We start from the raw sequence: 25,316 nt of genomic DNA, 5'->3' as shown, positions 1-25,316 counted from the left end.
GACAGTTAAGACATGGTTTCGCCGGGACCTGTGCGGGTGGGGGTGGACGGCGGCCTGTGCACGGCACCGGTTAGGATGGGCGCCGTGACCCTTACTCTCGGAATCGTCGGCCTGCCCAATGTCGGTAAGTCCACGTTGTTCAATGCCCTGACCCGCAATGACGTCCTCGCGGCGAACTACCCTTTCGCCACGATCGAGCCGAACGTCGGTCTCGTCGAGCTTCCCGACCCGCGTCTGAACCGCCTGGCGGAGATCTACTCTTCAGAGCGGATCCTTCCCGCCACCGTGTCCTTCGTCGACATTGCCGGCATCGTCAAGGGAGCCTCCGAAGGTGAGGGAATGGGCAATGCCTTCCTCGCCAATATCCGTGAGGCAGACGCCATCTGCCAGGTCGTGCGTGCCTTCTCGAACGACGATGTGATCCACGTCGACGGGCGCGTCGACCCGGCGACCGACATTTCTGTGATCGAGACAGAGCTCATCCTCGCTGACCTGCAGACCGTGGAGAAGGCCGTGCCCCGTCTGGAGAAGGAGGGACGCAAGGATCGCGATAAAGCGGACCAGGCGACGGCAGCCAAGCAGGCGCAGGAGATTCTGGAGGACGGACGGACGCTGTACTCCGCGTCCGTCTCCGGGGAGTTTGATCTGGCCGCGGTCCGTGAGCTTCACCTGATGACCGCCAAGCCGTTCCTCTACGTCTTCAACTCTGATGAGGCGGTGTTGACCGACGAGTCCCGCCAGAAGGAACTGCGGGATCTCGTGGCCCCGGCGGACTGCGTGTTCCTGGATGCCGCAACCGAGGCGGAGCTTCTGGAGCTCGACGACGAGGAGGCCGCCGAGCTGCTGGCCTCGGTGGGGCAGGACGAGCCGGGTCTGCAGACGTTGGCCAAGGCCGGATTCGCCACGCTTGGACTGCAGACCTACCTCACGGCCGGGCCGAAGGAGGCACGCGCCTGGACGATTCCCCAGGGTGCGACCGCGCCCCAGGCTGCTGGCGTGATCCACACCGACTTCGAGCGCGGCTTCATCAAGGCCGAAATCGTCGGGTTCGCCGATCTGGACGAGTACGGTTCCGTCGCTGAGGCCCGTAACCACGGCAAGGTCCGCCAGGAAGGCAAGGACTACGTGATGCAGGACGGCGACGTCGTGGAGTTCAAGTTCAACGTCTGAGCGCTCGCCGGTGCCCGCGGTTCTGCAGGAGATAGCCGATCGACGCTGGAGCGAGAAGAACCGGCCACAATGCTGCCGTCAGATAACACGCGAGACTGAGCCACGCCCAACCGCCGTACGTCTCCCCGGCGAACGGGTCGACCTTCTCCCAGGCGATGCTCGACATGACTACCAGCACCAGGAGAACTCCTGCTCCTGTCAGGCCGGCAACGCCGATCGCCGTTGGTATTGCGCGGCCGAGTCGAGCTGATGCGCGTGGGGGTACGACTCGCTCGACGGGGACGGCGAGGAGGAGGCAACACGCGGCAGCCAGCAGTTGGACCCCTGAGAGTCCCAGGACGTACCACGTCCCGCTTCCCGGGAGCTGCTGGAACTCCCTCCAGTCGGCAGGCGTGCCCAGTGTCACTCCGAGCCCGGTAATACTCTCCACAGTGCAGTAGGGAGCGCGACGGCGAAGGCTCCGATCGCGCACCGGCGAGTCCACACCGCTGTTCGTGTCTCGGCCATATGCACACGGCTCCCCTCGTAAATGTGCAAGCATTTGATACGGTATGTGGTCCACCTGAGAACCACAAGAGGGGTATCGCTGGCGCTGGCGATAAGGCTGCCGGGGGCGGTGGCGGGTGATCCAACGGCACCTGGAACTCACACGGGCGGAGCCGGAGCGTGGAAGATTCGGGCGGGGGTGCCTACGAAGTCCACCGGAGACGCGTCCGGGAGAGTGAGCGGGGACGTGCGACCCTCGACGTCAAACGAAACTACGTTATATATCGTTCCTGAACAGGAAGGATGTGGGGAAGTTCATCAGATTCACCCGTGCCGGGAGTGCCCCGAACACGCGCCGATTCTCGCATTGAGACGGTGAACTGTGGTTGAATCCCAGATATTAATCGGATGAATCTTCTGCCGACCTCGTGCATGGCGGCAGGACGGAGCGACTTGCGCGTCATGCGCATTGTGTCGGAAAGGTGAGATGTCCCAGTGTCTGGACCCGTCAAAATCACGGCCAAACGGGTCGGTTCCATTGTAGGACACCTGGCCGTATACCTGCTGATCTGGCTGGCCCTGACGCTGTTCATCGTCGGCATCGGGATCCACATGTTCTGGGGCTCGATCACAGTCGACCAGATGATGATGAACCTGGTCTCCATGCAGACCGACGGCGGCGGCGGTGATCTCGTCTGGCTGGGTATCCTCGCCTTCGGCGTCCTGCCGGTTGTGCTGACCCTCGGCATCGCTTTCTGGCACCACCGGCGTGTCCGTAAGCACCGTGCCAACCAGGACGAGGAACGACCGGTCGGTCGAACATGGGTGAAGCGTACGGTCTCCATCGTGTTGGTCGCCGCTGTTGTCGTGAGCGGTACAGCGATGTTCGGAACCTCAGTCCATGTCGGCGCCTACATCAAGGCGGCGAATTCCGACTACACCATCGACCAGTACTACAGGGAACCCGAGGTCGACTCGGCCGAGAACGCCCGCAACGTCGTGATGATCTATCTCGAGTCGGGTGAGGAGACTCTGTCTGACACCACGTTGTTCGAGAAAGATCCGTTCGTGCCGCTCAAGGACGTCACCCGGGAGGAGGACGGCTGGAACAGCGTCGACAACTTCCAGCAGTACGAAGGTGGTGGCTGGACCATGTCCGGCATCACCGGAACGCAGTGCGGTGTCCCGCTGAAGGGCAATGGCCTCATCACGGGACAGTCCGGGCTCAACTCGCTCGGTGGCGACGTCGGAAACTACCTGGGCGGCCTGACCTGTGTCGGCGACATCCTCAAGGAACAGGGGTACCGGAATGTCTTCATGGGCGGAGCGAACGGTTCATTCGCCGCGAAGGACCAGTTCCTCACTACCCACGGTTATGACGAACAGTACGATCTGGACGACTGGCGGGCGAAAGGCGAGCCGAGTGACCAGTTCCGTGACGACTGGGGTCTGAGTGACAAACGGCTCATGGCGAACGCGAAGGAACACGTCGATGCTCTGCACGAGGAGTCGGAGAAAACGGGTACGCCGTTCAATCTCTCGATGCTTACGGTGGACACCCACGAACCGGTGCATATCTACGACTACTGCGACGTGGACACGGAAAGCGAAGTCACTTCGATGTTCGCCTGCTCTATGACGCAGGTCGCGGACTTCGTGAGCTACATGGAGAAGCAGGGGTACCTGGAGGATACGGCGGTGGTGCTCATGGGTGACCATCTCAAGCACATGGGGTCCAGCAACGCGTTCGCCGAAGAGCTCGGTGACCACCCGAACCGCACCATCTTCAACCGTGTCTGGGTCCCCGGGGACGACAAGAAGACCTCGACGTTGCGCGGGGGTGTCGATCAGCTGAACATGATGCCGACCATTCTGGAAGCCGCTGGCATCGAGATGGAGGACCGCCAGGCGGGACTTGGTGTGTCAGCGTTCTCGGACAGGATCCCCACCGACTCTGCACAGGACCTGGACCCGGACATCTACAAGCAGTTGCTCGACTCGCGCTCGCAGGACTTCTACAGTTCCGCCTGGGCGGGTGAGGAGCTGCAGTAGTGGGCCGGAGCCACGCCGGTTCGCAGGAACCCGCGACCGCCGAGGCGTTGATGAGGTCGCGATTTGATGCCTTTCGACGGGCCGATGAGGCCTGGTTGTTGCGGACCTGGCATCCGACGACGAGACCAGCCCAGGTGGACCTGTCGGACAATCCTCTCTGGCGTGGGCTCCAGATCATCGACACGGTCGCAGGAGGTGTGGACGATGACACCGGTGTCGTGGAGTTCTGGGCCACCTATATCGCTGACGGCGGCGGCATCGGTGTGATGCAGGAACGCTCCCGGTTCTCCGCGAGGGCGGACAGTGGTTCTACCTTGACGGCGAGGTGGAGTGAGAATGCCGGTCAGTTGATGATCTCGGCACTGCTGTCGCGCATCGCGGTCAACCGGGTTCTCCAGATGTCGAGCGCTTCGGCTGAGAGGCGTGGCCAGTCGGTGATCTCTTCGACGATCTTCAGTGGGGAGGAGGTCCGGAAGGACAACGTCGGGTTACCGGGGAACTTCTTGTCCGTGACATTCGGGTCGTCTTCGAACGGGCCAGTGGGGGCGACCACGTAGACGTGGGGTTCGCGGTCTGCTCCACCGAGCATGACGGCAATCTCCGCGGCGAGGCCGGCACCGTCCTTCATAGCCGTGAAGTAGATGTGGTTCATGATGATCTCGGGACGGTAGTTTGACGGGTGCCCGGCACGCAGCAGGTCACCCACCGGCAGTGCGGCGCGCGTACCGTGGAAGAAAGGCCCATTCACCTGCGGGGAAGCTTGATTCATCGCTCTATTCTAGCAGCACGTCCGACGAGAGAACGGTGCCGTGAACCCATGCTCATCGGTCGCCCTTCACGTGCTTTCCTGTGGAAGACGGTACCGATCTCACTAGATTCACTCATCTATTGAGACCTCGGATGGACTATGCTTGTACACCAATGAAGCTGATTAGCTACAACCTGCATAAACACAACGCTGTCACCGAGCTCCTCCCGCTCGCAGGTGTTCATGTCCCGGATGCCATCTGCGTCCAGGAGGCGGACACCCGTCGGCTTCCGAGCCGTCTCGGCGGCCTGGAACTCGTCCACGCGACCACGGAGAACCGTCTCGGTCTCGCCGTCTACCTGCACGCCAACCGGTTCGATGTGAAGGATCTGCAGGTGACCGCGCTGGAGAAGTCTTTCCATGACCGTGTCATGAAACCTGCGTCCGAGCGGCTTGTCATGGTCAGGGCTCATGATGCCAAGCATGACCGTGACGTCGTCATCGCGTCTTTCCACGCAGCCCCGTTGACGGCGACGAACGCGCTCCGTCGTCAGCAGATCCGCACGTCTTTCGAGGCGCTGGGCCAGATCGGCGCCGGAGTGCCCTCCGTCATGGTCGGAGACTTCAACTACCCGTTGTTCCAGAGCGGCCTGCGGCGGCACGTCGACGCCCATGGTTTCGAGATGGCCAGGAGCACCGGAGCGACCTACTCCCGCTACGGCGTCCTGCGGGGGAACTACGACTTCGCGCTGTCGCGTGGTTTCAGGCAGTCCCGGGTCGATGTCCTTCCCCAGGGACGCTCTGACCATCTGCCGATCCTCGTGCAGACCTCGGTGGAGCGGCGCGGCGACGGTGCCGTCGCGGCCCGACGTGGTCTGCAACCTGTCGCGACTGCCTGAGACGCGTGCGAGTTACCCGCCTGGCCTGCCGGGGGCTAGGGTAACTCACGGACAACAGAGCACACCTCAGGCCGAGAGGGTAGACGTATGGGGAACCGCAGGATCAATGACGGCAGGACCGGTAGGTTCACCCGGGCGAAGCAGCGGGTCGAGGGGGCAGTGCCGGCACCGACCGTGACACCGCCCGTCATGACCTACGTTGACGACGGAAGCGCACACCCTGCCCCGGAAGACACCACGGTGGCAGAGGCGACGGCGTCCGCCGTCGATCATCCGAAGCGCATGGTGATGCTTCTGTATCCGGCACCCGGCAGAGACGGCATCAGGGAACTCGCCGACGCGTGGGACCTGCACCCGCTGCTCGTCGAGGATCTGGTGAATTCCCACCAACGCCCGAAGCTCGAGCGGTACGGCGACGTCCTGTTCATCGTCGCCAGGTCCGCCCGCTACAACGATGCGGCGGAGGATGTCGCGTTCTCAGAGTTCCATATCCTCGTCCGGGACGGTTTCGTTGCCGTGCTGTGCCAGGACCGACGATGGGTCGACGGGACCGACAGTGCCGCATTGGCCGCGTCGGACGGTAGCGACCCCCGCGAACGGACGTTGTTGGCGGACCGGGACGTCCTGCGACTGGGACCGGAGGCCGTGGTCTACCGGATCCTGGATGCGATCGTCGACGGGTACCCTCCCGTCCTCCGCGGTATCGCGATCGACAAGGAGCAGATCGAACGGCAGGTGTTCAGCGGTGATGCTGCGGTCGCGGAACGTATCTACCGCCTGAGCCAGGAAGTCATCGACGTCCAACAGACCATCGCCTCGATGGCAGAGGTACTTGACGCGTTGCGGGCGGGATTCGTCAAGTACGACATCCCCGAGGAGCTCCGTTCCTACCTCGATGACGTCGCTGATCACCTGACGCGTGCGGGGACATTCGCCGCAGATCACCGGGAGGCCCTGGCCCAGATTCTCAACGTGAACGCCACCCTCGTCGCACAGCGTCAGAACGAGGACATGAAGAAGATCTCCGGATGGGCCGCCATCCTCTTCGCCCCGACGTTGGTCGGTGCGATCTACGGGATGAACTTCGACGACATGCCGGAACTGCACTGGGCCTTCGGGTACCCCATGGCGTTGAGCATGATGCTCGGGGTGGCCGTCCTGCTCTACGTCTTCTTCCGCCGCAGCAAATGGATGTAGATTCATCTCCGACGGGACGCCCGTCATTACGACCGTGCCGCGGAGCGCACGAATACCCCCAACTCGTGGGAATCTGGCGATCTGCCGTCGATGCCACCCATGACTTCCTGACGGACGGGGACCGCGACGCCATCGAGTCGGCCTTGCCTGCGGAATATTTCCCTCAGGTACTGTTGACCGTCGCCGACCTCGACGGTGTCCCTGTGGGTTTCGCAGGCACGAGCGAGGGCAACCTCGAGATGCTGTTCGTCGATGCTGCAGCCAGGGGGAGGGGCATCGGAACTCTGCTCCTGGACGACGCACTGGACCGTCACGGCGTGCGCCGGGTCGACGTCAATGAACAGAATGCTCAGGCGGTGGCCTTCTACCGTCGGCGGGGATTCACCGCCACCAGCCGGGACGACCTCGACGATGCCGGACGCCCATACCCGATTCTCCACATGTCGTGGTCGTGCTCTCTCTGACCGCTACGGGGGACCGTCGTGACGGTTCCTGCAGCGCAGGAGGTTCTTCTCTACCGTTGTAAGGGTTGGCAGTGACGAACCACAAGAGAAGACAACGGAGAGAGCGACCATGGACCCCTCAGAACCTGGAGAGAAACGCGAGCAGACCGTATCCACCCGCAGGAATCCGCGAAGAGTTTCATCCGGGAAGTGACCTACCCGCACAGCATCCACCCGGCCCTGGTACCGGGTGTCTCTGTGGAGGATCAACGCATCAGGTACTCCATCGACTGGCGCATCGTGAGTGTGGTCGGCGGCCTGATCGTCGCGTTCATCGCGTGGGGTGTTCTTGACCCACAGCAGGTGTTCGATGTCTCGTCGGCAGCACTGGCATGGGTCATGGAGAACATGGGCTGGGTGTTCACCGCTCTGGCGACCGGACTGATGTTCTTCCTGCTCATCCTGGCCTTCAGCAGGTACGGAAAGATCCCACTGGGCCTGGACGGTGAGAAGGCCGAGTACTCCACGATGTCCTGGACGGCCATGCTGTTCGCCGCCGGTATCGGTATCGGCATCATCTTCTTCGGCCCGTATGAACCGATGAGCCACTACCTCGATCCCCGCCCCGGCGGTTACGACGCCGCCACCCAGGAAGCGGTCAAGGGTGCGATGTCGCAGTCGGCGATGCACTGGGGGATCAACGCCTGGGCCATCTACGCCGTTGTCGGGCTCGCCGTAGCCTACGTGTCCTACCGTAGGGGCCGGGTACCTCTGATGAGTTCGATCCTCATGCCACTGTTTGCGGTGAAATCCACCGACACACTTCCCGCGCGTCTCATCGACGGGATGGCCATCGTCGCGACACTCTTCGGCACTGCGGCGTCGCTCGGCATCGGTGCCCTGCAGATCGCCAAGGGCGTGGAGGTGGTGTCCGGCTGGTCGCCGGCGGGAAACACCTTCGCGCTCGTGATCATCATGATCCTGACGGTCGGCACCATCCTGTCCGCGGTCTCTGGTGTGGCCAAGGGTATCCGGTGGCTGTCGAACATCAACATGGTGCTCGCCATCGGGCTGGCGTTGTTCTTCTTCATCGTCGGCCCCACGGCGTTTCTCGCCAATATGATCCCCGCGGTGATCGTCGACTACGTCGGGTCTATGCCTGAGATGTTGTCGGCGAACATGGGCGAAGGTGAGGAGATGCAGGCGTTCCTCTCCGGGTGGACCACGTTCTACTGGGCGTGGTGGGTCTCCTGGTCTCCGTTCGTCGGGGTCTTCGTGGCCAAGATCTCCCGGGGACGCACAATCCGCCAGTTCATCCTCGGTGTCCTGTTCATCCCGTCGACGATCATCGTGCTGGCCTTCACGATCCTCGGAGGCACCTCGATCTGGATCCAGCGACAGTCCGGGGGTATCGCGCCGGGCGATGACCCGGCCGGTATGCCGGCGGCTGAAGAGATCTTCTTCACGGTGCTGGATCACCTGCCCGGTGCCGGCATCGTGGCGCCGGTGGTCATCGTGATGCTGGCCGTGTTCTTCATCACCACGGCGGATTCTGCCTCGCTGGTGAACTCCCAGCTGTCGCAGCGGGGGAACCCGGATCCCCGAAAAGGTGTGACGGTGTTCTGGGGTCTGTGCATGGCGGGTATCGCCGTCGTCATTCTTCTCGCAGGGGGCGAGGACGCTCTCCAGGGACTGCAGAACTTCATCACGGTGACTGCCTTGCCGTTCGCCGTCGTCCTGGTACTGATGGCGGTGGCCCTGCTCCGGGAACTCCGTACCGATCCGTACACGATCCGCGACGACTTCCAGGAGCAGGCGTTGTCGAACGCGGTGGTGCACGGTGTGCGAGACCATGGCGACAACTTCGCGATCGCCGTTGAAGAAACTGACGCAGACAGCGACTACGCCACCGGCGGTGACTTCAACTCCCGTGCAGCCGAAGTCACGGACTGGTACACGCGGACGGACGAGGACGGGAACCCTGTCGACTACGACTACGAACGGGGGGAGTACATCACCGCGTCTGAACAGTCACCCGACGGACGGCCGTGACAATTCCGACGGCAACAGAACCGACGAGGAGCCCGATCAACGCTGAGCAGCCGGTTTCCACCAACCACTGCACGGCCGCGCCGGCGGACGACACCAACTCCTCCAGATGATGGACGGCAGCATAGGGCGCGTGCCAACCCAGGTCGTCCGTACCTACCAGGAGAATATGCCCGCCGACCCAGAGCATCGCAGCCGTGCCGACCACCGACAGCGCGGTCAGGATGCGGGGCATCAGCGACACCAGTCCACGTCCCAGGCGACGGACGAACTCTGTCCGATCGCGGGCAGGGTCGGCGAGAGCCAGGCCGACATCATCCATCTTGACCAACAGCCCGACCACCCCGTAGACGACGAAGGTGATCACCAGCGCGACGCCGACGAGGATCGCCGCACGCTGGGGCAACCCCCGACCCGTCAGCTCATTGAGGGACAGGACCATGATCTCGGCCGACAGGATGAAGTCGGTACGCACCGCCCCTTTCACCAGCGAATCCTCGTCGTCCGGAGCGTCGGCGGTGCTGTCGTCAGGGCCACCGTGGATTACGGCGTGCCAGATCTTCTCCGCCCCTTCGAACGCCAGATAGGTGCCGCCGACCATGAGGATGGGTGTCAGCGCCCACGGTGCCAGCCAGCTGAGGAGAAGGATCACCGGCAGGATCATGACGATCTTGTTGACCAGTGAGCCTTTCGTGATCCTCCAGATGATCGGCAGCTCACGGGCGGGACTGACCCCCTGGACGAAGCTGGGGGTCACGGCTGCGTCATCGACGACGACCGCGGCGGCTTTCGTACTGGTGGTCGCCGCCGCCTGCGCGATATCGCGGCTGCTGGCGGCTGCTTTCCTGGCGATGAGGGTGACATCGTCGAGCAGTGCGATCAGACCACCGGCCATGGCGTACTCCGTAGAAAGTCAGGGGATGGGGGAGAAGTTCCCTATCCTAAGACATCCTGGCCCCGGCCGGTGGGTGGACGTCACGGAACGCGGAACGTACCTGCCCCGGGCAACGACGGCTGCCCCGCATCCGGGAACATCGCGGAGTTCGTCACTCGGATCGACACCGCGACCTGTCCGCCGCCGGTTCTCTCAGTGACGTTCAGCGGTGTCGGGTCGAGGTAGGTCGCGCACGGCTTCACCGTGACCTCACCGGCCTTTCCCGTCATGAGATTCAGGTAGTTGACGGTCACGTGTGAGCTGGCTGCGCTTCCGTAACAGATGGTCGGGTCCGCCGGGGCGGAAATGTTCACCTCACCAGGAGTGCCGGTGGTTCGGGCCACGACGGAGGCGAAGTAGGGGCCGGGGACGACGAGCCCATTGACATGAAGCCCGAGCGCCGGGATCTGGTAGACGGCCAACGGTCGGCCCTCCTGGCCCTGTGCAGGGCTGGCGATGCCGACGGCCAGCGCTGTGGACGCGGCCAGTGCGGCGACTCCGGCGAGGAGCCGCTGAGGGAAAGAGCGTGAGGATGACATGGTGCATCACTTCCAGGGTGGTGAGAAGTCCGATAGTGGTTCACTCACAAAAACAATCGCCTGTGCTGCGGAAATGTTACCCGCTACCGCATCTCTTCTTCCCCGACGGCGTTGAGCTGACCGACCAACCAGGCACGACTGGAACCCGTGACTGCGGACCTTTGGTCGACCTCGGGCAACAATTCGTGCATGGCGGACCGGAATGCCCGGTCCTGCCGGATGGTCCGACGGTGCAGTGCGACGCCTGCCCACAGATAGACCACACAGAGTACGCCGCTGAAGAAGCCGCCGAGGACCAGAAGCAGACCTCCGGCCGTCCCCGCGATATCCCAGATCCGCGGTTCGGTGACGACGGTGATGAGGCGGAACCCACCGAGGACGAGCAGTCCCGCAACGACTGTGACCACGATCGTCCACGCCATGGCGGACGCGGGGGACTGTGCCCTGTCCTCATTCGCGGTGATCATCATGTCGATGCGCCGGAGATCGTCCGTGGAGGCGGCGAGCTCAGCAGTGGGCACACGGCTGCGGTGAAGGAGCGCGCGTCGGTGCGCGATGACCTCGGGAAGATCGGAGGGGCGGAGGAGCCCGTCTCCGCGGGGCCTGGCGTCCATGGATCGAACTGTACAGGGTGGCCGGCGGCCGGTCAGCGACTACGGGTTACGCCGTGAGGAACTCCATCCACCGCGGCCAGTCGGCACTGGTCTGCGCCGCGCCGTCCTCGTAGGACGCCCGCAGTTTGTCGATCTTGCGTTCGGTGTTCGCTATCCGCATATGGTCCGGGAAGAACAGGAGTGCACGCCCCTCGGCCTCCAACTCGAGGAGACGGCGCTTGGTCGCGTTGTAGCGTGCGGGCCGGGTGATGACGGCCTCTGCGACAGCCGGCGTATCTCTGAGCACACGTCGTACCGCCCCGGGGTACTTGACGTCAGGTTTGACGTAATCGCGTGGGCGGGTGCAGATGACCAGGAACTTCCTGAAACCATCGTCCTCGGCCGCTTCCAGCAGCACCCCACCGGAGGACCCCAGTGCTCCGTCGACATACGGCTCGCCGTCGACCTCAGGAGTCTTCATCAGTACGGGCATCGTCGAGGACGCCCTGACTCTCTTCATCAACGACTGCAGGTCCGGAATGTCGTCCCGGCCCCAGTAGACCGTCTCGCCGGTCCGGGCATGCATCGCACCGATGCGGAACGGTGTCGGGTCAGCGGCGAACTCGTCCCAGTCGAACGGAAACTCGTTGCCTGGCAGCCCTGAGGTCTCGTAGATGAACTCGGCGTTGAAGTAGCCGTCGCCACGGAGGAAGGAGCTGATACCACCGGTGCCCGGGGCCGCACCGAACTCCACGAAGCTCTGCCTGGCACGCTCTGCGTCGTGAGACAGGAAGTTCACGGTGTGTGATGCACCGGCGGAGATTCCACCGACCCAGCCGAATCGGACCTGGTGCTCGATGAGTTCGGACACGCAGGCCGCAGTGTAACTGTTGCGCATCCCCCCGCCTTCGAAAAGGAGGGCGACGTCGGGGGCTTCCACATGTGCCGAGTCGGAGGGGGTCACCATTCGATCCTCCGCAACGCCTCGTGGGGGTCTTCATTGCCCTCGTTGAACCTGATCGTCCGCGCTGAAGTCTGTGGGCACTCCAGTGCAGCGACAATGGTCTGGGCCACGGTCTCCCGCGGCACTTCGGTGGCGTCGGTCCGTCCGTCGCCCTCCGGAAGGATCTCGATCCCACCGCGGTCCCGGTCATCGGTCAGTTTGCTCGGCGCGATGATCGTCCAGTCGAGTTCGGAATCGCGGAGGTGCTGGTCGGCAGCCGCCTTCGACTCTGCGTACGGGTAGAAGTCGCTGTCCTCGGGAATGCAGTGGTCGAGGTAGGAACCCGACCACGACACCATGATGAAGCGGCTGATACCGACCTCTTCGGCGGCGTTGATGGTGCGGATTGCCGCGTCACGGTCCACCGCCCAGGTGCGTTCGGGATCTCCTCCGCCGGCACCCGCAGCCCAGATGACGGTGTCATGCCCCTCGAGGAGTTCGGCGATGGCATCGGTGCTCATGGATTCGATATCCGCCACAGTGGGGGTCGCGCCGGTTTCCCTGACCTCATTGAACTGGTCACGGGAGCGGATCACCGACGTCACGGTGCTGCCCGACTCGACGAGCATCGGTGCCGTCAGCAGGGCCACCTTCCCGTGGCCGCCGATGATGACGATGTCGTACATGATGTGGGTGCCTTTCGTCGAGGTCGTTTGTGTCCTGAGTCTCGTCCCCAGCCTAGCGGGCCAGAAGCGGACCGACCGCGCCGGCACCGACACAGACGTGGGATCCGGGCGGGCCGTCGACCTCTGCCAGGATCGTCCCCCCGCCGCCGGACAGATTGACCCACCTGGTCACGAGATCAGTGCCCACGTCGACGTCCACGGTCCGTGCACGCCACTGCGATTCCTCCTCGAGGCCGTTGGGGGTGGACAGCCCGACGGTGACAGGCTGGTCGGCGGTCGCGGTGAACTCCCACGTCCAGTCCCCGAAAGGAAGCGCGGGATCAACGGTGATGATCTGCGGCTGGCCGGCTTCTACCCGAATACCGCAGCCAGGGGAGCCTCCCGTAGCGCTTCTGGCGATGTCGAGCACGGCGGCATCCGCGACCCGTCCGTCGGGTGTCACGACCCGCGGATTCGTGGTGACCGCACCGATGCCGTCACCGCCGTGCAACCGACCGGCCACCGCACCGACCGTGTTGTACGGCGACATCAGGGGGGTAAGCACCTCAAGGGGGGTGTTCTGGTCCGGGAGAGGAATACCGGAGGATTCAGCGTCATCGACCGCCTGGCGAACTCCGGCAAGATAATCGCCGGTCTCATCCCCGGACCACGCCGAGACCCAGGTGACGGTGGACGCGGTCGAGCTGACGATGAAGAGGAGGCAGACCGCCGCCGCGGCTGCCGTCTGCGGTTCCGCCCGGTCAGCGGACCCGGCGCGGCCAGTACGACGGGCCTCCGGGCGCACGGCCCCGCTCACGGCGGCGACGAGAAGGAGGACGGTGACGGCCCACCAGTCGGCGTAGTAGTGCATGCCACGGGCCAACAGGTCTGTCGACCCTTCGCCGGTGCGTCCCTCACGAAGCAGCAGCAGGATGACCACAAGGTAGCCGGCAGAACCCGCCAGGGCGGCAAGACCGACGACGATTCGGCACCTCAGGCGGACAACAAAGGCAGTGACGAGTCCTGCCACCACGAGTGCGGCCACCACCTGGACTGCTCCGGGGGTCGTCGAGAACGCGGGCGACGGGTTCCACCGGTCCCAACTCCAGGGACCACCGAGGACGCCCGGCAGCACCGAGGAACCGAGCGCGGTGGAGATCCCGTCGAGGGCAGGAGTGAACGCCCCCGGCGACCGGTCGACCAGAAGCAGGTAGAGAACGACCCACCCCACGGTCAACACACCCGGCAGGCTGAACACGGGCAGCGAGGTCCGTCGTCCGCCCGCGCGCAGTACCAGCGCCACCACGAACAACGCAGGAACCACTGACAGGGACTTCTCCGTCATACACAGACCGGCGAACAACACGAGGCTCGCGGCCAGGGAACGCGCCATCGTCGCACCCAGCCCCGAACGCGCCGGGGTGGACAGCACAATGACGCCGACTCCGGCGGCCGCGATCTGCCAGGCGAGGGCATTGTTGCCTGCTGACCACCAGCCGGAGGCGGTTCCCAGGAACGGCGAGAACATTATCGCGGTGAAGGAGGCGGCGCGGACCAGTCGCCTGTCCGTGAGGTGACCGAGCAGACGCCACCAGAGGAACGCTGCCAGAGCGGTCGCAGCAACCGTCAGGACTGCAGGTAGCCACCACTGCAAGGGGGCCACGGAGTCTGCGAGGATCTGTACGGCAGCCGAGCCGGGCATGAGGTGACCGTCGTAGGGGACCCACAGGCCGGTGTCCCGGAATCGGGCGGGAATGACAAGGTCATCCCAGTAGAAGGTTCGTTGGCTCAACTGCCATCCCCGCAGTACCAGGACGGCGACCGCGATGACGACGGGAGTAAGTGCCCGGATCACGCGCCAGCAGTGAGGGGCTGGACGGACAGCAGCTCCACCGAGTCGTCGGTGCACGCGGTGACCTGGGCGAGGTCGCCGGAACCGTCGGCGAAGCTCAGGACTGTGGTGTCGGTTTCCTCGGGCACGATGACCTGCAGTCCGCCGGCGGGAGTCGGGCCGCAGGTCTGGTCATCGTAGTTCTCCGCCCTGCTGATCTTCAGGGCTGCAGTAGCTGAGTCGCCGGGGCGGAGGTCGACAACTCCGCCGGGGGCGTTGTCCTCGCGGACTGCGGGGGCACCGAGCGGATCGCCGGCGTCGTCAACGAGCGTTACGCCGGGGAACCCGGACAGGGTGCAGTCCTCGGACGTGGAGTTGGTGAAGTTCACGTCCACCAGCAGGCTGCCGGCCGCGCCCTGGCTCTGGCCCAGTGCGATGTCGAGACCGTCAGTCGTACAGCGGCCTTCACCGCCCGAATTACCAGTGTCCCCGGCGTTGTCACCGCTGTCGGCAGGAGTATCGGCAGGAGTGCCGGCGGGGTCTGCGGCAGAGTCACTGGTGGACCCGGCGCCCTCGATCGGCGTCGTGCCCGCGTCCGTCGAACTGTCTCCGTCGGAACACGCGCTGAGGACCGACATCGCCAGGATCAGTGACGCCCCCACAGCTCCCACAGCCGCGGTGCGACGAAACCTGGCGCGACCTGCCACGCTGGTGGTGGTATCTGTGCTGTTCGGAGTCCCCTGCGGGTGCTGAGTAACCATGGCCCCCAGTGTAGGCTGAATCACATCATCGGGTTCGGCGTACCTCGGTGCAGACGGACCGTCCCGGGTAACGTCCGGTGCGAGCATTTCCAACGATTTCCCAGGAGACTGACGTTCATGGCTTTCAACCCTGATTTTGACCTTTTCCAGTTGCCGGACGAGTACCGCGAGCTCCGCGATAGTATCCGTGGACTGTCGGAGCAGGAGATCGCTCCGTACGCTGCTGCCGTCGACGAGGACGAGCGCTTCCCGGAAGAGGCACTGAAGGCGCTCAATGACAGCGGGTTCAACGCGATCCACGTCGGTGAGGCCTACGGCGGACAGGGCGGCGACTCCCTGGCTGCGGTGATCGTCATTGAGGAAGTCGCCCGCGTGTGTGGGGCGTCCTCACTGATCCCGGCCGTGAACAAGCTCGGCACGATGGGGCTGATCCTGTCGGGGTCCGAGGAGCTCAAGCAGCAGGTCCTCCCGGACATCGCCAACGGTGCGATGGCGTCCTACGCGCTGACCGAGCGTGAGGCCGGCTCTGACGCCGGTGGCATGAAGACAAAGGCCGCCAAGGACGGTGACGGGTGGGTCCTCAACGGTTCCAAGTGCTTCATCACCAACGGTGGAAAATCCACGTGGTACACCGTGATGGCCGTGACTGACCCAGAGGCCGGGGCCAACGGGATCTCCGCCTTCATGGTGCACAAGGACGATCCCGGATTCCGGGTCGGTGGCCTCGAGCACAAGCTGGGTATCAAGGGGTCACCGACCGCCGAACTGTACTTCGAGGACTGCCGGATCCCCGGCGACCGCATCATCGGCGACGAGGGGACCGGGTTCAAGACCGCCTTGGCGACCCTGGACCACACCCGGCCGACGATCGGCGCCCAGGCACTCGGTATCGCCCAGGGCGCGTTCGACGCCGCAGTCGAGTACGTCAAGGAGCGCAAGCAGTTCGGTAAGCCCATTGCGGCCTTCCAGAACACGCAGTTCATGCTCGCCGACATGAAGATGAAGATCGACGCCGCACGGCTGATGATCTACACCGCGGCCTCCAACGCGGAGCGCGGCGAGGCAGAGGGCGGGGAGAAGCTGGGGCTGCTGGCCGCCGGGTCGAAGACCTTCGCCTCCGACATCGCGATGCAGGTGACCACCGACGCGGTACAGCTGCTCGGCGGGTACGGCTACACCCGTGACTTCCCGGTTGAGCGCATGATGCGCGACGCCAAGATCACGCAGATCTACGAGGGCACCAACCAGGTCTGCCGCATGGTCATGGGCCGCCAGATCCTCAAGTAGAGGCCGGGGAACCCCCGGACACACAGTTAACCCCCGGCCCAGAGGGTCGGGGGGTTAACTGCTGACGTTTCAAGAGGAGAATGCTCAGCTGCCGTATACGGGGTGTCCTTCCGGTCGCTTCTCTGCCTGCCGGCCACCGTTGCGGTGGCTCTGACAATCAACTTACGACCGTGATCTTGGAGGATGCTGGCAGTGCCCTGCAGTGTCGGTGGAAATTCACGTAGTGGTGGCGCAGGGGCCTCCGTGGAGGGCTACGTCGATTCAGGGGCCGCCAGTGTGACCTCGTCGGCCCAGGACAGGTGGAAACCCCGGGTCGTCAACCAGCCGTCTACCCCGCCCTGGTCCAGCATCCCGTTGATGAGGCGTTGGGACGACTCAAGCGCCCGCGCAGCCGTCGTGGCGTCGATATGACCAGCGAGAAGTGCATCACCGAGCTCCTCCAGGTCGAGAACCTCCCATCGGCCCCCGGCATAGGTGACCAGGTCGACATACAGGTCGATGGTACGCCACTGGAGATCGTCACGGTCGATCAAGGCGATGTCGACGTAGAGATCCTGGCCGGCGAACCGGCCGCCTTCCCCGTCACGGAAGTGGAAGCGGTTGACGCGCAGATCAAGTGGCGGGATCAACCAGCTCTCGAGGTAGCCGAAGCGAGGGTGGTCTGCCGGCCTGGCCATGTACAGCATGCCGTCATGCTGGTGCCACTGGTCCACCCGACGGATGAATCCCTTCGGGTCGGTGTTGCTCAACCCGGCGATGTCGAAGCTCTCGGTCTTGGGCGGATGCGCTGCACTCATGGAGATGTCGTGGCGGTACGGGGTCAGCGGACGTTGAAGATCCCGGCGGTCGGCAGGAAGGTGCAGTTGCCCTGCGCGCCCTCCTCGTTGGTGGTCACCCCGCCCTCCAACAGGGCGAGGACATTACCGGGGCCGGTGTCTGCCAGGCCGTTGATGGTGGCGGGTCCCTCCGGGTTGATCCCGCCGTAGGCGAGTTCCGTGTGGCCGATCCGTCCGTTGTTGATGTTTACCCAGTGCACCCGCATTCCGGTGTTCTGCTTCTCGGCAACGGTTCCGGTGCCCAGTGCAGTGAAGACGAAGGAGACGTGGCCACCGGGAACACCGGGGAGCGGCAGTTCGGCGGGGCCGGGGACGCCCATGGCCAGGCCGACCGCATTACTTGTGCCCCCGATGCAGTTCGACGCGAGTGTCGGCCAACCGAACTGGGTGAATCCCGGTGCGTTGTCCGGGAGACCGACACCGGGTTCCCCGTCGCCACGGAAGAAGCTGACGACCCGCTTGAGGATGTCACTGACGTTGTCGGGGACGTCGGGACTGTTGGCGAAATCCTCGATCTGCTGCAGGAGCTCCGGTGTGGGGCGTCCGAGGTTGTCGACGGGAAGATCGGGGAGGCCCGGCAGCGCAGGGGCGGCATGTGCCGCCGGTGCTGCGGCCAACGACGCGCCTGCGGACACGGCTACAGCGGTCAGGACGGCGGAGACGGCGCGGGTGATGCGACGGGCGGGTCGTCCGGTCCGTGCGATCCGCGAGGTGCGGGTGAACTGGGAAAGCACTGTCAGCCTCTCGGTGGTTGTGAATCGTGCCGTCGGCGGGGACGCCACGAACGCATCAAACGTCACATTAGTCACAACAGTAACATGAGTAACAGGCAGTGACCAAGGTTCGCTTTTGACCACCATAGCAGTGACGGACGTTAACCCGCGCTGGATTGCGTCGATGAGAAAAAATGGGGCTCTGTCGAGTACCCTGGAGCGTCGTTGTCACCCCGGGGCCGCTCAGCGGTGCCCCGGGCCCCCGACCTCGACTGACTCTCAATTAGGAAGCTGAAGGATCTGTGTCACTGACTGAATTCCGTAATGTCGCCATCGTCGCCCACGTTGACCACGGCAAGACCACCCTCGTCGACGCAATGCTGCGTCAGTCCGGGGTGTTTGATGCCCACGGCGAGGTCGAGGACCGTGTCATGGATTCGGGGGATCTGGAGAAAGAGAAGGGCATCACCATCCTGGCCAAGAACACGGCGATCCGCCGTGCCGGCCTCGGTAAGGACGGCGGTGACCTGGTCATCAACGTCATTGACACGCCCGGTCACGCCGACTTCGGTGGCGAGGTGGAGCGCGCGCTGTCGATGGTCGACGGCGTCGTGCTGCTGATCGACGCGTCCGAGGGACCCCTTCCCCAGACGCGTTTCGTGCTGGGCAAGGCACTCGAGGCAAAGATGCCCGTGATGATCTGCGTCAACAAGACCGACCGTCCGGATGCCCGCATCGACGAGGTCGTCACCGAGGCGCAGGACCTGCTCCTCGAGCTCGCTGCCGCTCTCGACGACGAGGAAGCGGCAGCTGCCGCGGAGACGCTGCTGGATCTGCCGGTTCTCTATGCCTCAGGGCGTGCAGGCAAGGCCTCCACCGAGAACCCCGGTAACGGGAACGTCCCGGATGCAGAGGACCTCCAGGCGCTCTTCGACGTCCTCTACGATGTGCTTCCGGAGCCCTCCGCGGACATCGAGGCGCCGCTGCAGGCCCACGTGACCAACCTGGACTCGAGCTCCTTCCTTGGCCGCATCGGCCTGATCCGCGTCTTCGCGGGTACGATCCGCAAGGGCCAGCAGGTCTCCTGGATCCACTACGACGCCGACGGGGTCGAGCACACCAAGACCGCCAAGATCGCGGAGCTCCTGCGTACCGTCGGGGTGTCCCGTGTCCCGGCCGAGGAAGTCATCGCCGGTGACATTGCCGCGGTGTCGGGTATCGAGGACATCATGATCGGTGACACCCTCGCTGACCCTGATCATCCGGTCGCGCTGCCCCGGATCACCGTCGATGAGCCGGCGATCTCGATGACCATCGGTGTGAACACCTCCCCGATGGCCGGGCGCGGCGGTGGCGACAAGCTGACCGCCCGTGTCGTCAAGGCCCGCCTGGATCAGGAACTGATCGGTAACGTCTCGATCCGCGTCCTGCCCACCGAACGTCCCGACGCCTGGGAGGTGCAGGGGCGCGGTGAGATGGCACTGTCCGTGCTCGTCGAGACGATGCGCCGTGAGGGCTTTGAGCTGACCGTCGGTAAGCCACAGGTGGTCACCCGCACCGTCGACGGCAAGCTCCAGGAACCCTACGAGCACATGATCATCGACGTCCCGGAGGAGCACCTCGGTGCCGTCACGCAGCTCATGGCCGCCCGTAAGGGGCGCATGGAAGGCATGGACAACACCGGTACCGGCTGGATCAGGATGAACTTCACGGTCCCGTCCCGTGGCCTGATCGGTTTCCGCACGATCTTCATGACCGAGACCCGTGGTACCGGCATCGCCAACCACTACTCGGCCGGCTACGAGGCCTGGGCAGGGGAGATCAAGGACCGGCCCAACGGTTCACTCGTCTCCGACCGCACCGGCCAGATCACCGCCTACGCGCTGACCCAGCTCGCCGACCGTGGTGACTTCTTCGTCGAGCCCGGCACCCAGACCTACGAGGGCATGGTCGTCGGACAGAACAACCGTGACGAAGACATGGACATCAACATCACCAAGGAGAAGAAGCTCACGAACATGCGCTCCGCAACGGCGGACGCGACCGTGACGCTGGCCAAGGCCCGCAACCTGACCCTCGACGAGGCCATGGAGTTCTGTGGCCAGGACGAGTGTGTTGAGGTCACTCCGGAGAACATCCGTGTGCGTAAGGTCATCCTCGGCGCCAACGAGCGTGCGCGCGCGCTGTCGCGCATGAAGGCACGCAACAAGTAGGCCAACCCCTCCATAGTCCGGACCATGAGGAGCCGTCGCCAGGTGAAGCAGTTCAGTAGATCTCGGCGGCGTCCGTCGTCCGTCGTCGCGGTTGCCTCGGTCGTCACCGCCTGCGGGCTGGTGTTGTCCGCCTGCCAGGCCGATCCCGGTGACGCGCCCACCGTCGATGACGCGGAGGAGGCGGGGGAGGGCCGGCCGGATGATTCCGCGTCCGGGGACACCGATGACGACGCCTCTGCGGTCCCGGAGGAACTACGGACGATCACCGTCGGCGTGGACCGGATCCCCGCCGACCTGAACCCCCACCTGGTGAGCTCCAGGTCGATGCTGACCTCAACTGTCGCAGACCTGACGTTGCCCAGTGCCTTCACCGTCGGGGACGACGGTCGACGGACCGTGCTGAACTCCGATCTGCTGGAGTCCGTCGATGTGCGCTCCGGCGAGGAGGATGCCCCGACGGAGGTCCGGTACACGCTCGCGCGTGAGGCACAGTGGTCTGACGGTACCCCGATCAGTGGCTCGGATTTCCACTACCTGTGGCAACAGGTCATGACCATGCCCGGAACCACGGACAACGCCGGTTACGCCGACATCAGCGACCTGGAGGTGTCCGCCGGCGGCAATACCGTCACCGTCACCTTCTCCCGGCCCCAGCAGGACTGGCGTGAGCTTTTCTCCCACCTGTTGCCCAGCCACATCTACGGTGCCGAGGGGCGGAACTTCACCACCGTGCTCGGAACTCTTCCGGCAGCCTCAGGCGGGTCTACACGGTGCGGCAGTTCGACCCGGGGAGAGGAAACCTGGTCCTGGAGAGGAACACCAGGTACTGGGGAACCTCACCGGCGAGAACGGACCGGGTGGTTTTCTCCGAGTCGGGTGACCTGAACACGTCGACGCAGATGCTGCGTGCCGGCCAGTTCCAGATGTTGACGACGAGAAGCGGTGCGGTGACTGCGGAGTCGGTGGGTAGTCTGCCCGGTGTTGGATCGACCACCGTCGATCTGGATACCCGGATGGACATGGTCCCGAATGTCGCAGCCGGGCGCCTGGAGTCCGCCGAGGCGCGCAGGGCATTGTTGTCGAGCGTCGACTCCGACCAGATCGCCAGGCTGGTGACCGGTGATCCCGATGCTGTCGCGCCAGAAGGCGGCACCGGCGCTTTCCGGGGACGTACCGACTCCGGGAACGCTGCCGAGACGATCGGTGCCACCGCAGCTGACCCGTTGCGCATCGCTGCCGACACGTTGGATGACGAAGCCGTCGAGGCCGCCCGCCGGATCGTCGACCAGTTGGGCTCCGCCGGCATCCCCGCGACCGTCGTCACTCCGACGGCATCTGACCTGTATTCGGCGTTTCTTCCCCGGGGGGAGGTCGACGCGGTGGTGGTCTGGCAGGACCGTGAGCGATCACGTACCGACCTTCGCAGTATGTTCACCTGCGATGAGGCGGACCGTCCGCTGAGGGCGCCGTCCCAGCAGCTCCCGACGGAGTCCGAACTGTCTACCGAGGCAGACGGTGACGGTGACGACGTGACATCCTCGCAGGCACCCGAGTCGACGACCTCGGAGGAGGCCCCACCCGCCACGACGGAATCGGACGAGGTGGCGCCGAACGCCCGGGCGTCGAATATCTCGGGGATCTGTGATGCGGAGCTGGACGCTCTCCTCGAGGACGGAACCGACGACCAGGTGGGCGAATACCTCGCCAGTCAGGCACTGTCCCTGCCGTTGACCGGCGACCGGGTCGTGGTGGGGCGGTCCGCCGAACTTGCGGGGCCCCCAGGTAGGGTCGCGTCCTGGCCGGTGGGGGAGCGGTCCGGTCCTTTCGTCACCGTTCCGGAATGGTTCAGGGCCGGCGGTTCCGAGCCACACGACGATGAGACACACAACGACACCGACACGACCCGGGAGGCCGACAATGAGTGAGACACGCCTAAACGGCGACCTGACAGGGCTCCGTGTCGTCGCCGTCCACGCCCATCCGGACGACGAGTCCATCTGGGGCGGGCTGGCGATGGCGAACTGGAGCCGTCGTGGTGCGGACGTGACCGTGGTGACCTGCACCCTCGGGGAGGAGGGGGAGGTCATCGGTGACAAGTACGCCAGCCTCGTCGCCGACAACTGCGACATCCTCGGCGGGTACCGCATCGCCGAACTCCAGCGCGCACTCGGGGAGCTCGGACTGGGCCGGCCGGTCTTCCTCGGTGGGCCGGGCCGGTGGCGCGACTCCGGGATGGCAGGCACCCCTGCCGCCGAGCATCCACGTGCATTCGTCAACTCGGGTCAGCTCGCCGTCGACCAGCTCAAGGAGCTCTTCGATGAACTCCGGCCCCATGTGGTCGTCACCTACGGCCCCGACGGCGGCTACGGGCACCCGGACCATATCCGCGCCCACGAGATCACCCACCGTGCCGCCACCGACGCCGCCCGGGAGGGCCACTGGGCTCCGGCCAGGATCTACTGGACGGCACAGGAACGTGAACGCGTCGACGAAGGATTGCGCGCCCTTGACGCCCACGGCGCGCCGCCCGAGGGCTGGCTCCGTGCTCAGCCCGGAGATCTGGCGACTGTCCCGTCACGGGTTGTCGACGCCAGGGTCGAGGGCAGCGAGCAGGACGTCGCAGCCAAGAGACGAGCGATGGCGGCGCACGCGACCCAGCTGTGGGTCGCGGACGGCTCGGTCTCTGACGTCAACGACCGCCCACGGTTCTCCTCCGGGCCGACCGCCTTCTGCCTGTCCAACCTCATCACCCAGCCGTTGTTGGATTCTGAGAGCTACACGCTGGGAGAAGACTTCTCCACGAGGGGCAGTGTTCCCCCGGACGCTCTGGACAGACTAGACTGTCTATTTGCCGAAGGGAGGTGATCCGATGAAGTCTGAAGACACGACAGCCGTAGACCCCGTCGCCGAGCCGCACTGGGGTGATCCGGAGCGTTCTCAGGTTCGTCGGGACACCGCACGCTCGGAACGGGTGGCCGGTATCGTCTGGCTCTGCGTCGGGTCGCTGGTGGCGATTCTGCTGTCAGCACTCTACCTGGGGTCGAGGATCACCGTAGGTGACGTCTCGGTGCCGTTCCCCTGGCCGGTGATCGTCGGTCCGTGGTTCAATTACGTGCTCGTGAAGACGGCTCTGCTGTGGACCGACAACCGGCGAGTTGCAGCGGCGCCGTTATGGGTGTGGCTGGCCGGGTACGCTCTGCTGCTGTTCTGGCCGGCGTTACCCGGCCTGGGTGGCGACACCATCCTTGCCGGTACCGTGTGGGCCCTGCTCCTCCTTCCACTGGGAGCGGCCGGCGGCGGTTGGGCATTACTGCGGTTGAAGTGAGAAGATCACAGCGACGACTGCAGCCCCGGTGACTCCGGGGCGGCTGATGAATACATTGAGAACTCTTGACAGTGACGAATTCCAGAAGGTGACAACCAGATGACCTACGTGATCGCGCAGCCGTGTGTGGACGTGATGGACCGGGCGTGCGTTGAAGAGTGCCCCGTCGACTGCATCTACGAGGGCAAGCGTTCGCTGTACATCCACCCGGACGAGTGTGTGGACTGCGGTGCGTGTGAGCCGGTCTGCCCGGTCGAGGCGATCTTCTACGAAGACGACCTCCCTGACGAGTGGGAGGACTACATCGACTTCAACGTCGCGTTCTTCGACGACCTCGGGGACCCGGGTGGAGCTGCGAAGCTCGGCCCGCAGGACTTCGACGTGGAGGGGATCAAGAACCTCCCGCCGCAGAACCAGGACTGATCCCCGCCACCGCTGTTCCGCCGACGCCACCACCACTGTTGAGGAAACCTGAGGAAAAATGATGTCGAGCCGTTCCCGCCGTACCCTCTCCTCCGAGCTCCCCGACTTTCCCTGGGACTCCCTGTCCGGTGCGAAACAGGTGGCGACCTCTCACCCGGACGGGCTCGTTGACCTCTCGGTCGGGACCCCGGTCGACGAGGTTGCCCCGTCGATCCAGCTGGCACTCGCGGAAAGCGCGGCTGCTCCCGGCTACCCGCAGACTGTCGGCACACCGGAGCTCCGCCGGGCGATCGTCGAGGCGCTGGCGCGACGGTTCGGTGTCACCGGCGTCGGTGAGGACGCGGTTCTGCCTGTGGTCGGTACGAAGGAAGCCATTGCATGGCTGCCTTTCCTGCTCGGCGTGATGCCGGGACAGACGGTGGTGATCCCGGAACTCGCCTACCCGACCTACGAGGTCGGTGCCCGTCTCGCCGGGGCGAGGGCTGTCCGGAGCGACTCACTGCTCAAGCTCGGCCCGGAGACGCCCACGCTGGTCTTCATCAATTCGCCGGCCAACCCGCACGGCAAGGTGCTGGGGATCGACCATCTCCGTAAGATCGTGGAGTTCGCCAGGGAACGTGACGTCGTCGTCGTCTCCGACGAGTGCTACCTCGGTCTCGGATGGTCGGAGGAGGACGCCCCGGTGTCGATCCTTGATCCGAGGGTGAGCGACGGCGACCACACCAACCTGATCGCGGTTCACTCGCTCTCCAAGACCTCGAACCTCGCGTCGTACCGTTCCGGGTTCCTCGTCGGTGACCGGGGGCTGATCGCCGAACTGCTCAGCGTCCGGAAGAACGCGGGTCTGATGATGCCCGGTCCTGTCCAGGCGGCCACTGTCGCGGCCCTGGAGGATGACGGACAGGAGATCCTGCAGAAGGAGCGTTACCGTAAGCGCCGCGAACTGTTGTCTGCTGCGGTGGAGACAGCGGGACTGCGTATCGACGATTCTGACGGTGGTCTCTACCTGTGGGCCACGGAAGGACGCCCCTGTCGCGATACCGTGGACCGACTCGCGAGGCTCGGCATACTGGTGGCACCCGGCGACTTCTACGGTCCTGGCGGTGCCGAGCATGTACGGATCGGACTGACTGCCACAGACATGCAGATCGTCACCGCCGCCCGACGGCTCGCCGCGGGGCTTGAATAGAGCGCATCCGGCACCGTCTC

The 25,316-nt window shown here is 64.7% G+C and carries 25 protein-coding genes and 1 pseudogene; 15 read left to right on the top strand and 11 right to left on the bottom strand.

Annotation, left to right across the window (positions count from 1 at the left end; translation table 11 throughout):
- The first annotated feature begins 84 nt into the window (after positions 1 to 84).
- Positions 85 to 1,170: a redox-regulated ATPase YchF gene (gene ychF, locus BJF89_RS06515; protein WP_075813435.1), complete on the top strand. Its 1,086-nt coding sequence runs from the start codon at positions 85 to 87 to the stop codon at positions 1,168 to 1,170.
- Here ychF and BJF89_RS18485 read toward each other — a convergent pair.
- Entirely contained in the window at positions 1,160 to 1,600 is a 441-nt protein-coding gene (locus BJF89_RS18485) for a hypothetical protein (protein WP_158026043.1), read from the bottom strand. The two genes, ychF and BJF89_RS18485, sit on opposite strands and share 11 nt — an antisense overlap.
- 551 nt (positions 1,601 to 2,151) lie before the next feature.
- Between BJF89_RS18485 and BJF89_RS06505 the strand changes: the two genes are divergently transcribed.
- Positions 2,152 to 3,708 carry an LTA synthase family protein gene (locus BJF89_RS06505; RefSeq protein WP_075813268.1) on the top strand — a complete coding sequence of 519 codons (1,557 nt, stop codon included), beginning with the start codon at positions 2,152 to 2,154 and terminating at the stop codon, positions 3,706 to 3,708.
- 50 nt (positions 3,709 to 3,758) lie between these two features.
- A pseudogene (locus BJF89_RS06500) lies at positions 3,759 to 3,944 on the top strand (YchJ family metal-binding protein); the annotation flags it as partial.
- Positions 3,945 to 4,051: 107 nt separating this feature from the next.
- Here BJF89_RS06500 and arr read toward each other — a convergent pair.
- Positions 4,052 to 4,477, bottom strand: coding sequence for an NAD(+)--rifampin ADP-ribosyltransferase (gene arr, locus BJF89_RS06495; RefSeq protein WP_075813266.1), 426 nt, complete (start codon positions 4,475 to 4,477; stop codon positions 4,052 to 4,054).
- 152 nt (positions 4,478 to 4,629) lie between these two features.
- On the opposite strand from arr, the gene BJF89_RS06490 reads away from it, so the two are divergent.
- From BJF89_RS06490 to BJF89_RS06475, 4 genes are all read left to right on the top strand, one after another.
- Entirely contained in the window at positions 4,630 to 5,355 is a 726-nt protein-coding gene (locus BJF89_RS06490) for an endonuclease/exonuclease/phosphatase family protein (RefSeq protein WP_075813264.1), read from the top strand.
- An 87-nt stretch (positions 5,356 to 5,442) separates the two neighbouring features.
- Positions 5,443 to 6,552, top strand: coding sequence for a magnesium and cobalt transport protein CorA (locus BJF89_RS06485; protein ID WP_075813262.1), 1,110 nt, complete (start codon positions 5,443 to 5,445; stop codon positions 6,550 to 6,552).
- Positions 6,543 to 7,016: an acetyltransferase gene (locus BJF89_RS06480; RefSeq protein ID WP_075813260.1), complete on the top strand. Its 474-nt coding sequence runs from the start codon at positions 6,543 to 6,545 to the stop codon at positions 7,014 to 7,016. Before BJF89_RS06485 ends, BJF89_RS06480 begins: the two co-directional genes overlap by 10 nt.
- A 189-nt stretch (positions 7,017 to 7,205) precedes the next feature.
- On the top strand, positions 7,206 to 9,047 hold the full coding sequence (locus tag BJF89_RS06475; protein ID WP_083650528.1) for a BCCT family transporter: 1,842 nt from the start codon (positions 7,206 to 7,208) through the stop codon (positions 9,045 to 9,047).
- On the opposite strand, the gene BJF89_RS06470 is transcribed toward BJF89_RS06475, so the two are convergent.
- The 7 genes from BJF89_RS06470 to BJF89_RS06440 all read right to left on the bottom strand — a co-directional run bounded on the left by BJF89_RS06470 (position 9,010) and on the right by BJF89_RS06440 (position 15,310).
- On the bottom strand, positions 9,010 to 9,939 hold the full coding sequence (locus BJF89_RS06470; protein ID WP_075813256.1) for a DUF808 domain-containing protein: 930 nt from the start codon (positions 9,937 to 9,939) through the stop codon (positions 9,010 to 9,012). The two genes, BJF89_RS06475 and BJF89_RS06470, sit on opposite strands and share 38 nt — an antisense overlap.
- A gap of 80 nt (positions 9,940 to 10,019) precedes the next feature.
- Positions 10,020 to 10,517 (bottom strand): hypothetical protein, encoded by a 498-nt coding sequence (locus BJF89_RS06465; RefSeq protein ID WP_075813254.1) that lies wholly within the window; start codon positions 10,515 to 10,517, stop codon positions 10,020 to 10,022.
- An 83-nt stretch (positions 10,518 to 10,600) separates the two neighbouring features.
- Positions 10,601 to 11,131, bottom strand: a complete 531-nt coding sequence (locus BJF89_RS06460) for a hypothetical protein (RefSeq protein WP_075813252.1) — start codon at positions 11,129 to 11,131, stop codon at positions 10,601 to 10,603.
- 46 nt (positions 11,132 to 11,177) lie between these two features.
- Positions 11,178 to 12,077 carry a patatin family protein gene (locus BJF89_RS06455; protein ID WP_075813250.1) on the bottom strand — a complete coding sequence of 300 codons (900 nt, stop codon included), beginning with the start codon at positions 12,075 to 12,077 and terminating at the stop codon, positions 11,178 to 11,180.
- Positions 12,071 to 12,739, bottom strand: coding sequence for an SDR family oxidoreductase (locus BJF89_RS06450; RefSeq protein ID WP_075813248.1), 669 nt, complete (start codon positions 12,737 to 12,739; stop codon positions 12,071 to 12,073). The genes BJF89_RS06455 and BJF89_RS06450 overlap by 7 nt, the downstream gene beginning before the upstream one ends.
- A 52-nt stretch (positions 12,740 to 12,791) precedes the next feature.
- The gene (locus BJF89_RS06445; protein WP_083650527.1) at positions 12,792 to 14,573 is read right to left on the bottom strand and encodes a hypothetical protein; all 1,782 of its coding nucleotides are present in this window, start codon (positions 14,571 to 14,573) and stop codon (positions 12,792 to 12,794) included.
- Positions 14,570 to 15,310, bottom strand: coding sequence for a DUF4232 domain-containing protein (locus tag BJF89_RS06440; protein ID WP_158026042.1), 741 nt, complete (start codon positions 15,308 to 15,310; stop codon positions 14,570 to 14,572). Before BJF89_RS06440 ends, BJF89_RS06445 begins: the two co-directional genes overlap by 4 nt.
- A gap of 117 nt (positions 15,311 to 15,427) precedes the next feature.
- Here BJF89_RS06440 and BJF89_RS06435 point away from each other — a divergent pair, with 117 nt between their 5' ends.
- Positions 15,428 to 16,597: an acyl-CoA dehydrogenase family protein gene (locus tag BJF89_RS06435; RefSeq protein ID WP_075813246.1), complete on the top strand. Its 1,170-nt coding sequence runs from the start codon at positions 15,428 to 15,430 to the stop codon at positions 16,595 to 16,597.
- Between the two features lie 251 nt (positions 16,598 to 16,848).
- Here the strand turns inward: BJF89_RS06435 and BJF89_RS06430 are convergent, their stop codons facing one another.
- Positions 16,849 to 17,394, bottom strand: coding sequence for a DUF402 domain-containing protein (locus tag BJF89_RS06430; protein WP_075813244.1), 546 nt, complete (start codon positions 17,392 to 17,394; stop codon positions 16,849 to 16,851).
- Between the two features lie 23 nt (positions 17,395 to 17,417).
- Entirely contained in the window at positions 17,418 to 18,137 is a 720-nt protein-coding gene (locus BJF89_RS06425; protein WP_075813429.1) for a hypothetical protein, read from the bottom strand.
- 311 nt (positions 18,138 to 18,448) lie between these two features.
- On the opposite strand from BJF89_RS06425, the gene typA reads away from it, so the two are divergent.
- From typA to dapC, 7 genes are all read left to right on the top strand, one after another.
- Complete coding sequence (gene typA / locus BJF89_RS06420) at positions 18,449 to 20,359, top strand: translational GTPase TypA (protein ID WP_075813242.1); 1,911 nt, start codon at positions 18,449 to 18,451, stop codon at positions 20,357 to 20,359.
- Positions 20,360 to 20,401: 42 nt separating this feature from the next.
- Complete coding sequence (locus BJF89_RS18480) at positions 20,402 to 21,244, top strand: ABC transporter substrate-binding protein (RefSeq protein WP_075813240.1); 843 nt, start codon at positions 20,402 to 20,404, stop codon at positions 21,242 to 21,244.
- Positions 21,130 to 22,284 (top strand): ABC transporter substrate-binding protein, encoded by a 1,155-nt coding sequence (locus BJF89_RS06410; RefSeq protein ID WP_075813238.1) that lies wholly within the window; start codon positions 21,130 to 21,132, stop codon positions 22,282 to 22,284. The genes BJF89_RS18480 and BJF89_RS06410 overlap by 115 nt, the downstream gene beginning before the upstream one ends.
- Positions 22,277 to 23,224, top strand: coding sequence for an N-acetyl-1-D-myo-inositol-2-amino-2-deoxy-alpha-D-glucopyranoside deacetylase (mshB, locus tag BJF89_RS06405; RefSeq protein ID WP_075813236.1), 948 nt, complete (start codon positions 22,277 to 22,279; stop codon positions 23,222 to 23,224). Before BJF89_RS06410 ends, mshB begins: the two co-directional genes overlap by 8 nt.
- A 4-nt stretch (positions 23,225 to 23,228) precedes the next feature.
- Positions 23,229 to 23,684: a hypothetical protein gene (locus BJF89_RS06400; protein WP_075813234.1), complete on the top strand. Its 456-nt coding sequence runs from the start codon at positions 23,229 to 23,231 to the stop codon at positions 23,682 to 23,684.
- Between the two features lie 99 nt (positions 23,685 to 23,783).
- Complete coding sequence (fdxA, locus tag BJF89_RS06395; RefSeq protein WP_038547609.1) at positions 23,784 to 24,107, top strand: ferredoxin; 324 nt, start codon at positions 23,784 to 23,786, stop codon at positions 24,105 to 24,107.
- 61 nt (positions 24,108 to 24,168) lie between these two features.
- Complete coding sequence (gene dapC, locus BJF89_RS06390) at positions 24,169 to 25,296, top strand: succinyldiaminopimelate transaminase (RefSeq protein ID WP_187344679.1); 1,128 nt, start codon at positions 24,169 to 24,171, stop codon at positions 25,294 to 25,296.
- Positions 25,297 to 25,316: the final 20 nt, after the last annotated feature.

Source organism: Corynebacterium sp. CNJ-954 (assembly GCF_001942345.1).
In the GTDB taxonomy this organism is placed as follows: Bacteria; Actinomycetota; Actinomycetes; order Mycobacteriales; family Mycobacteriaceae; genus Corynebacterium.
This window is presented reverse-complemented; position numbering and strand designations above follow the sequence as displayed.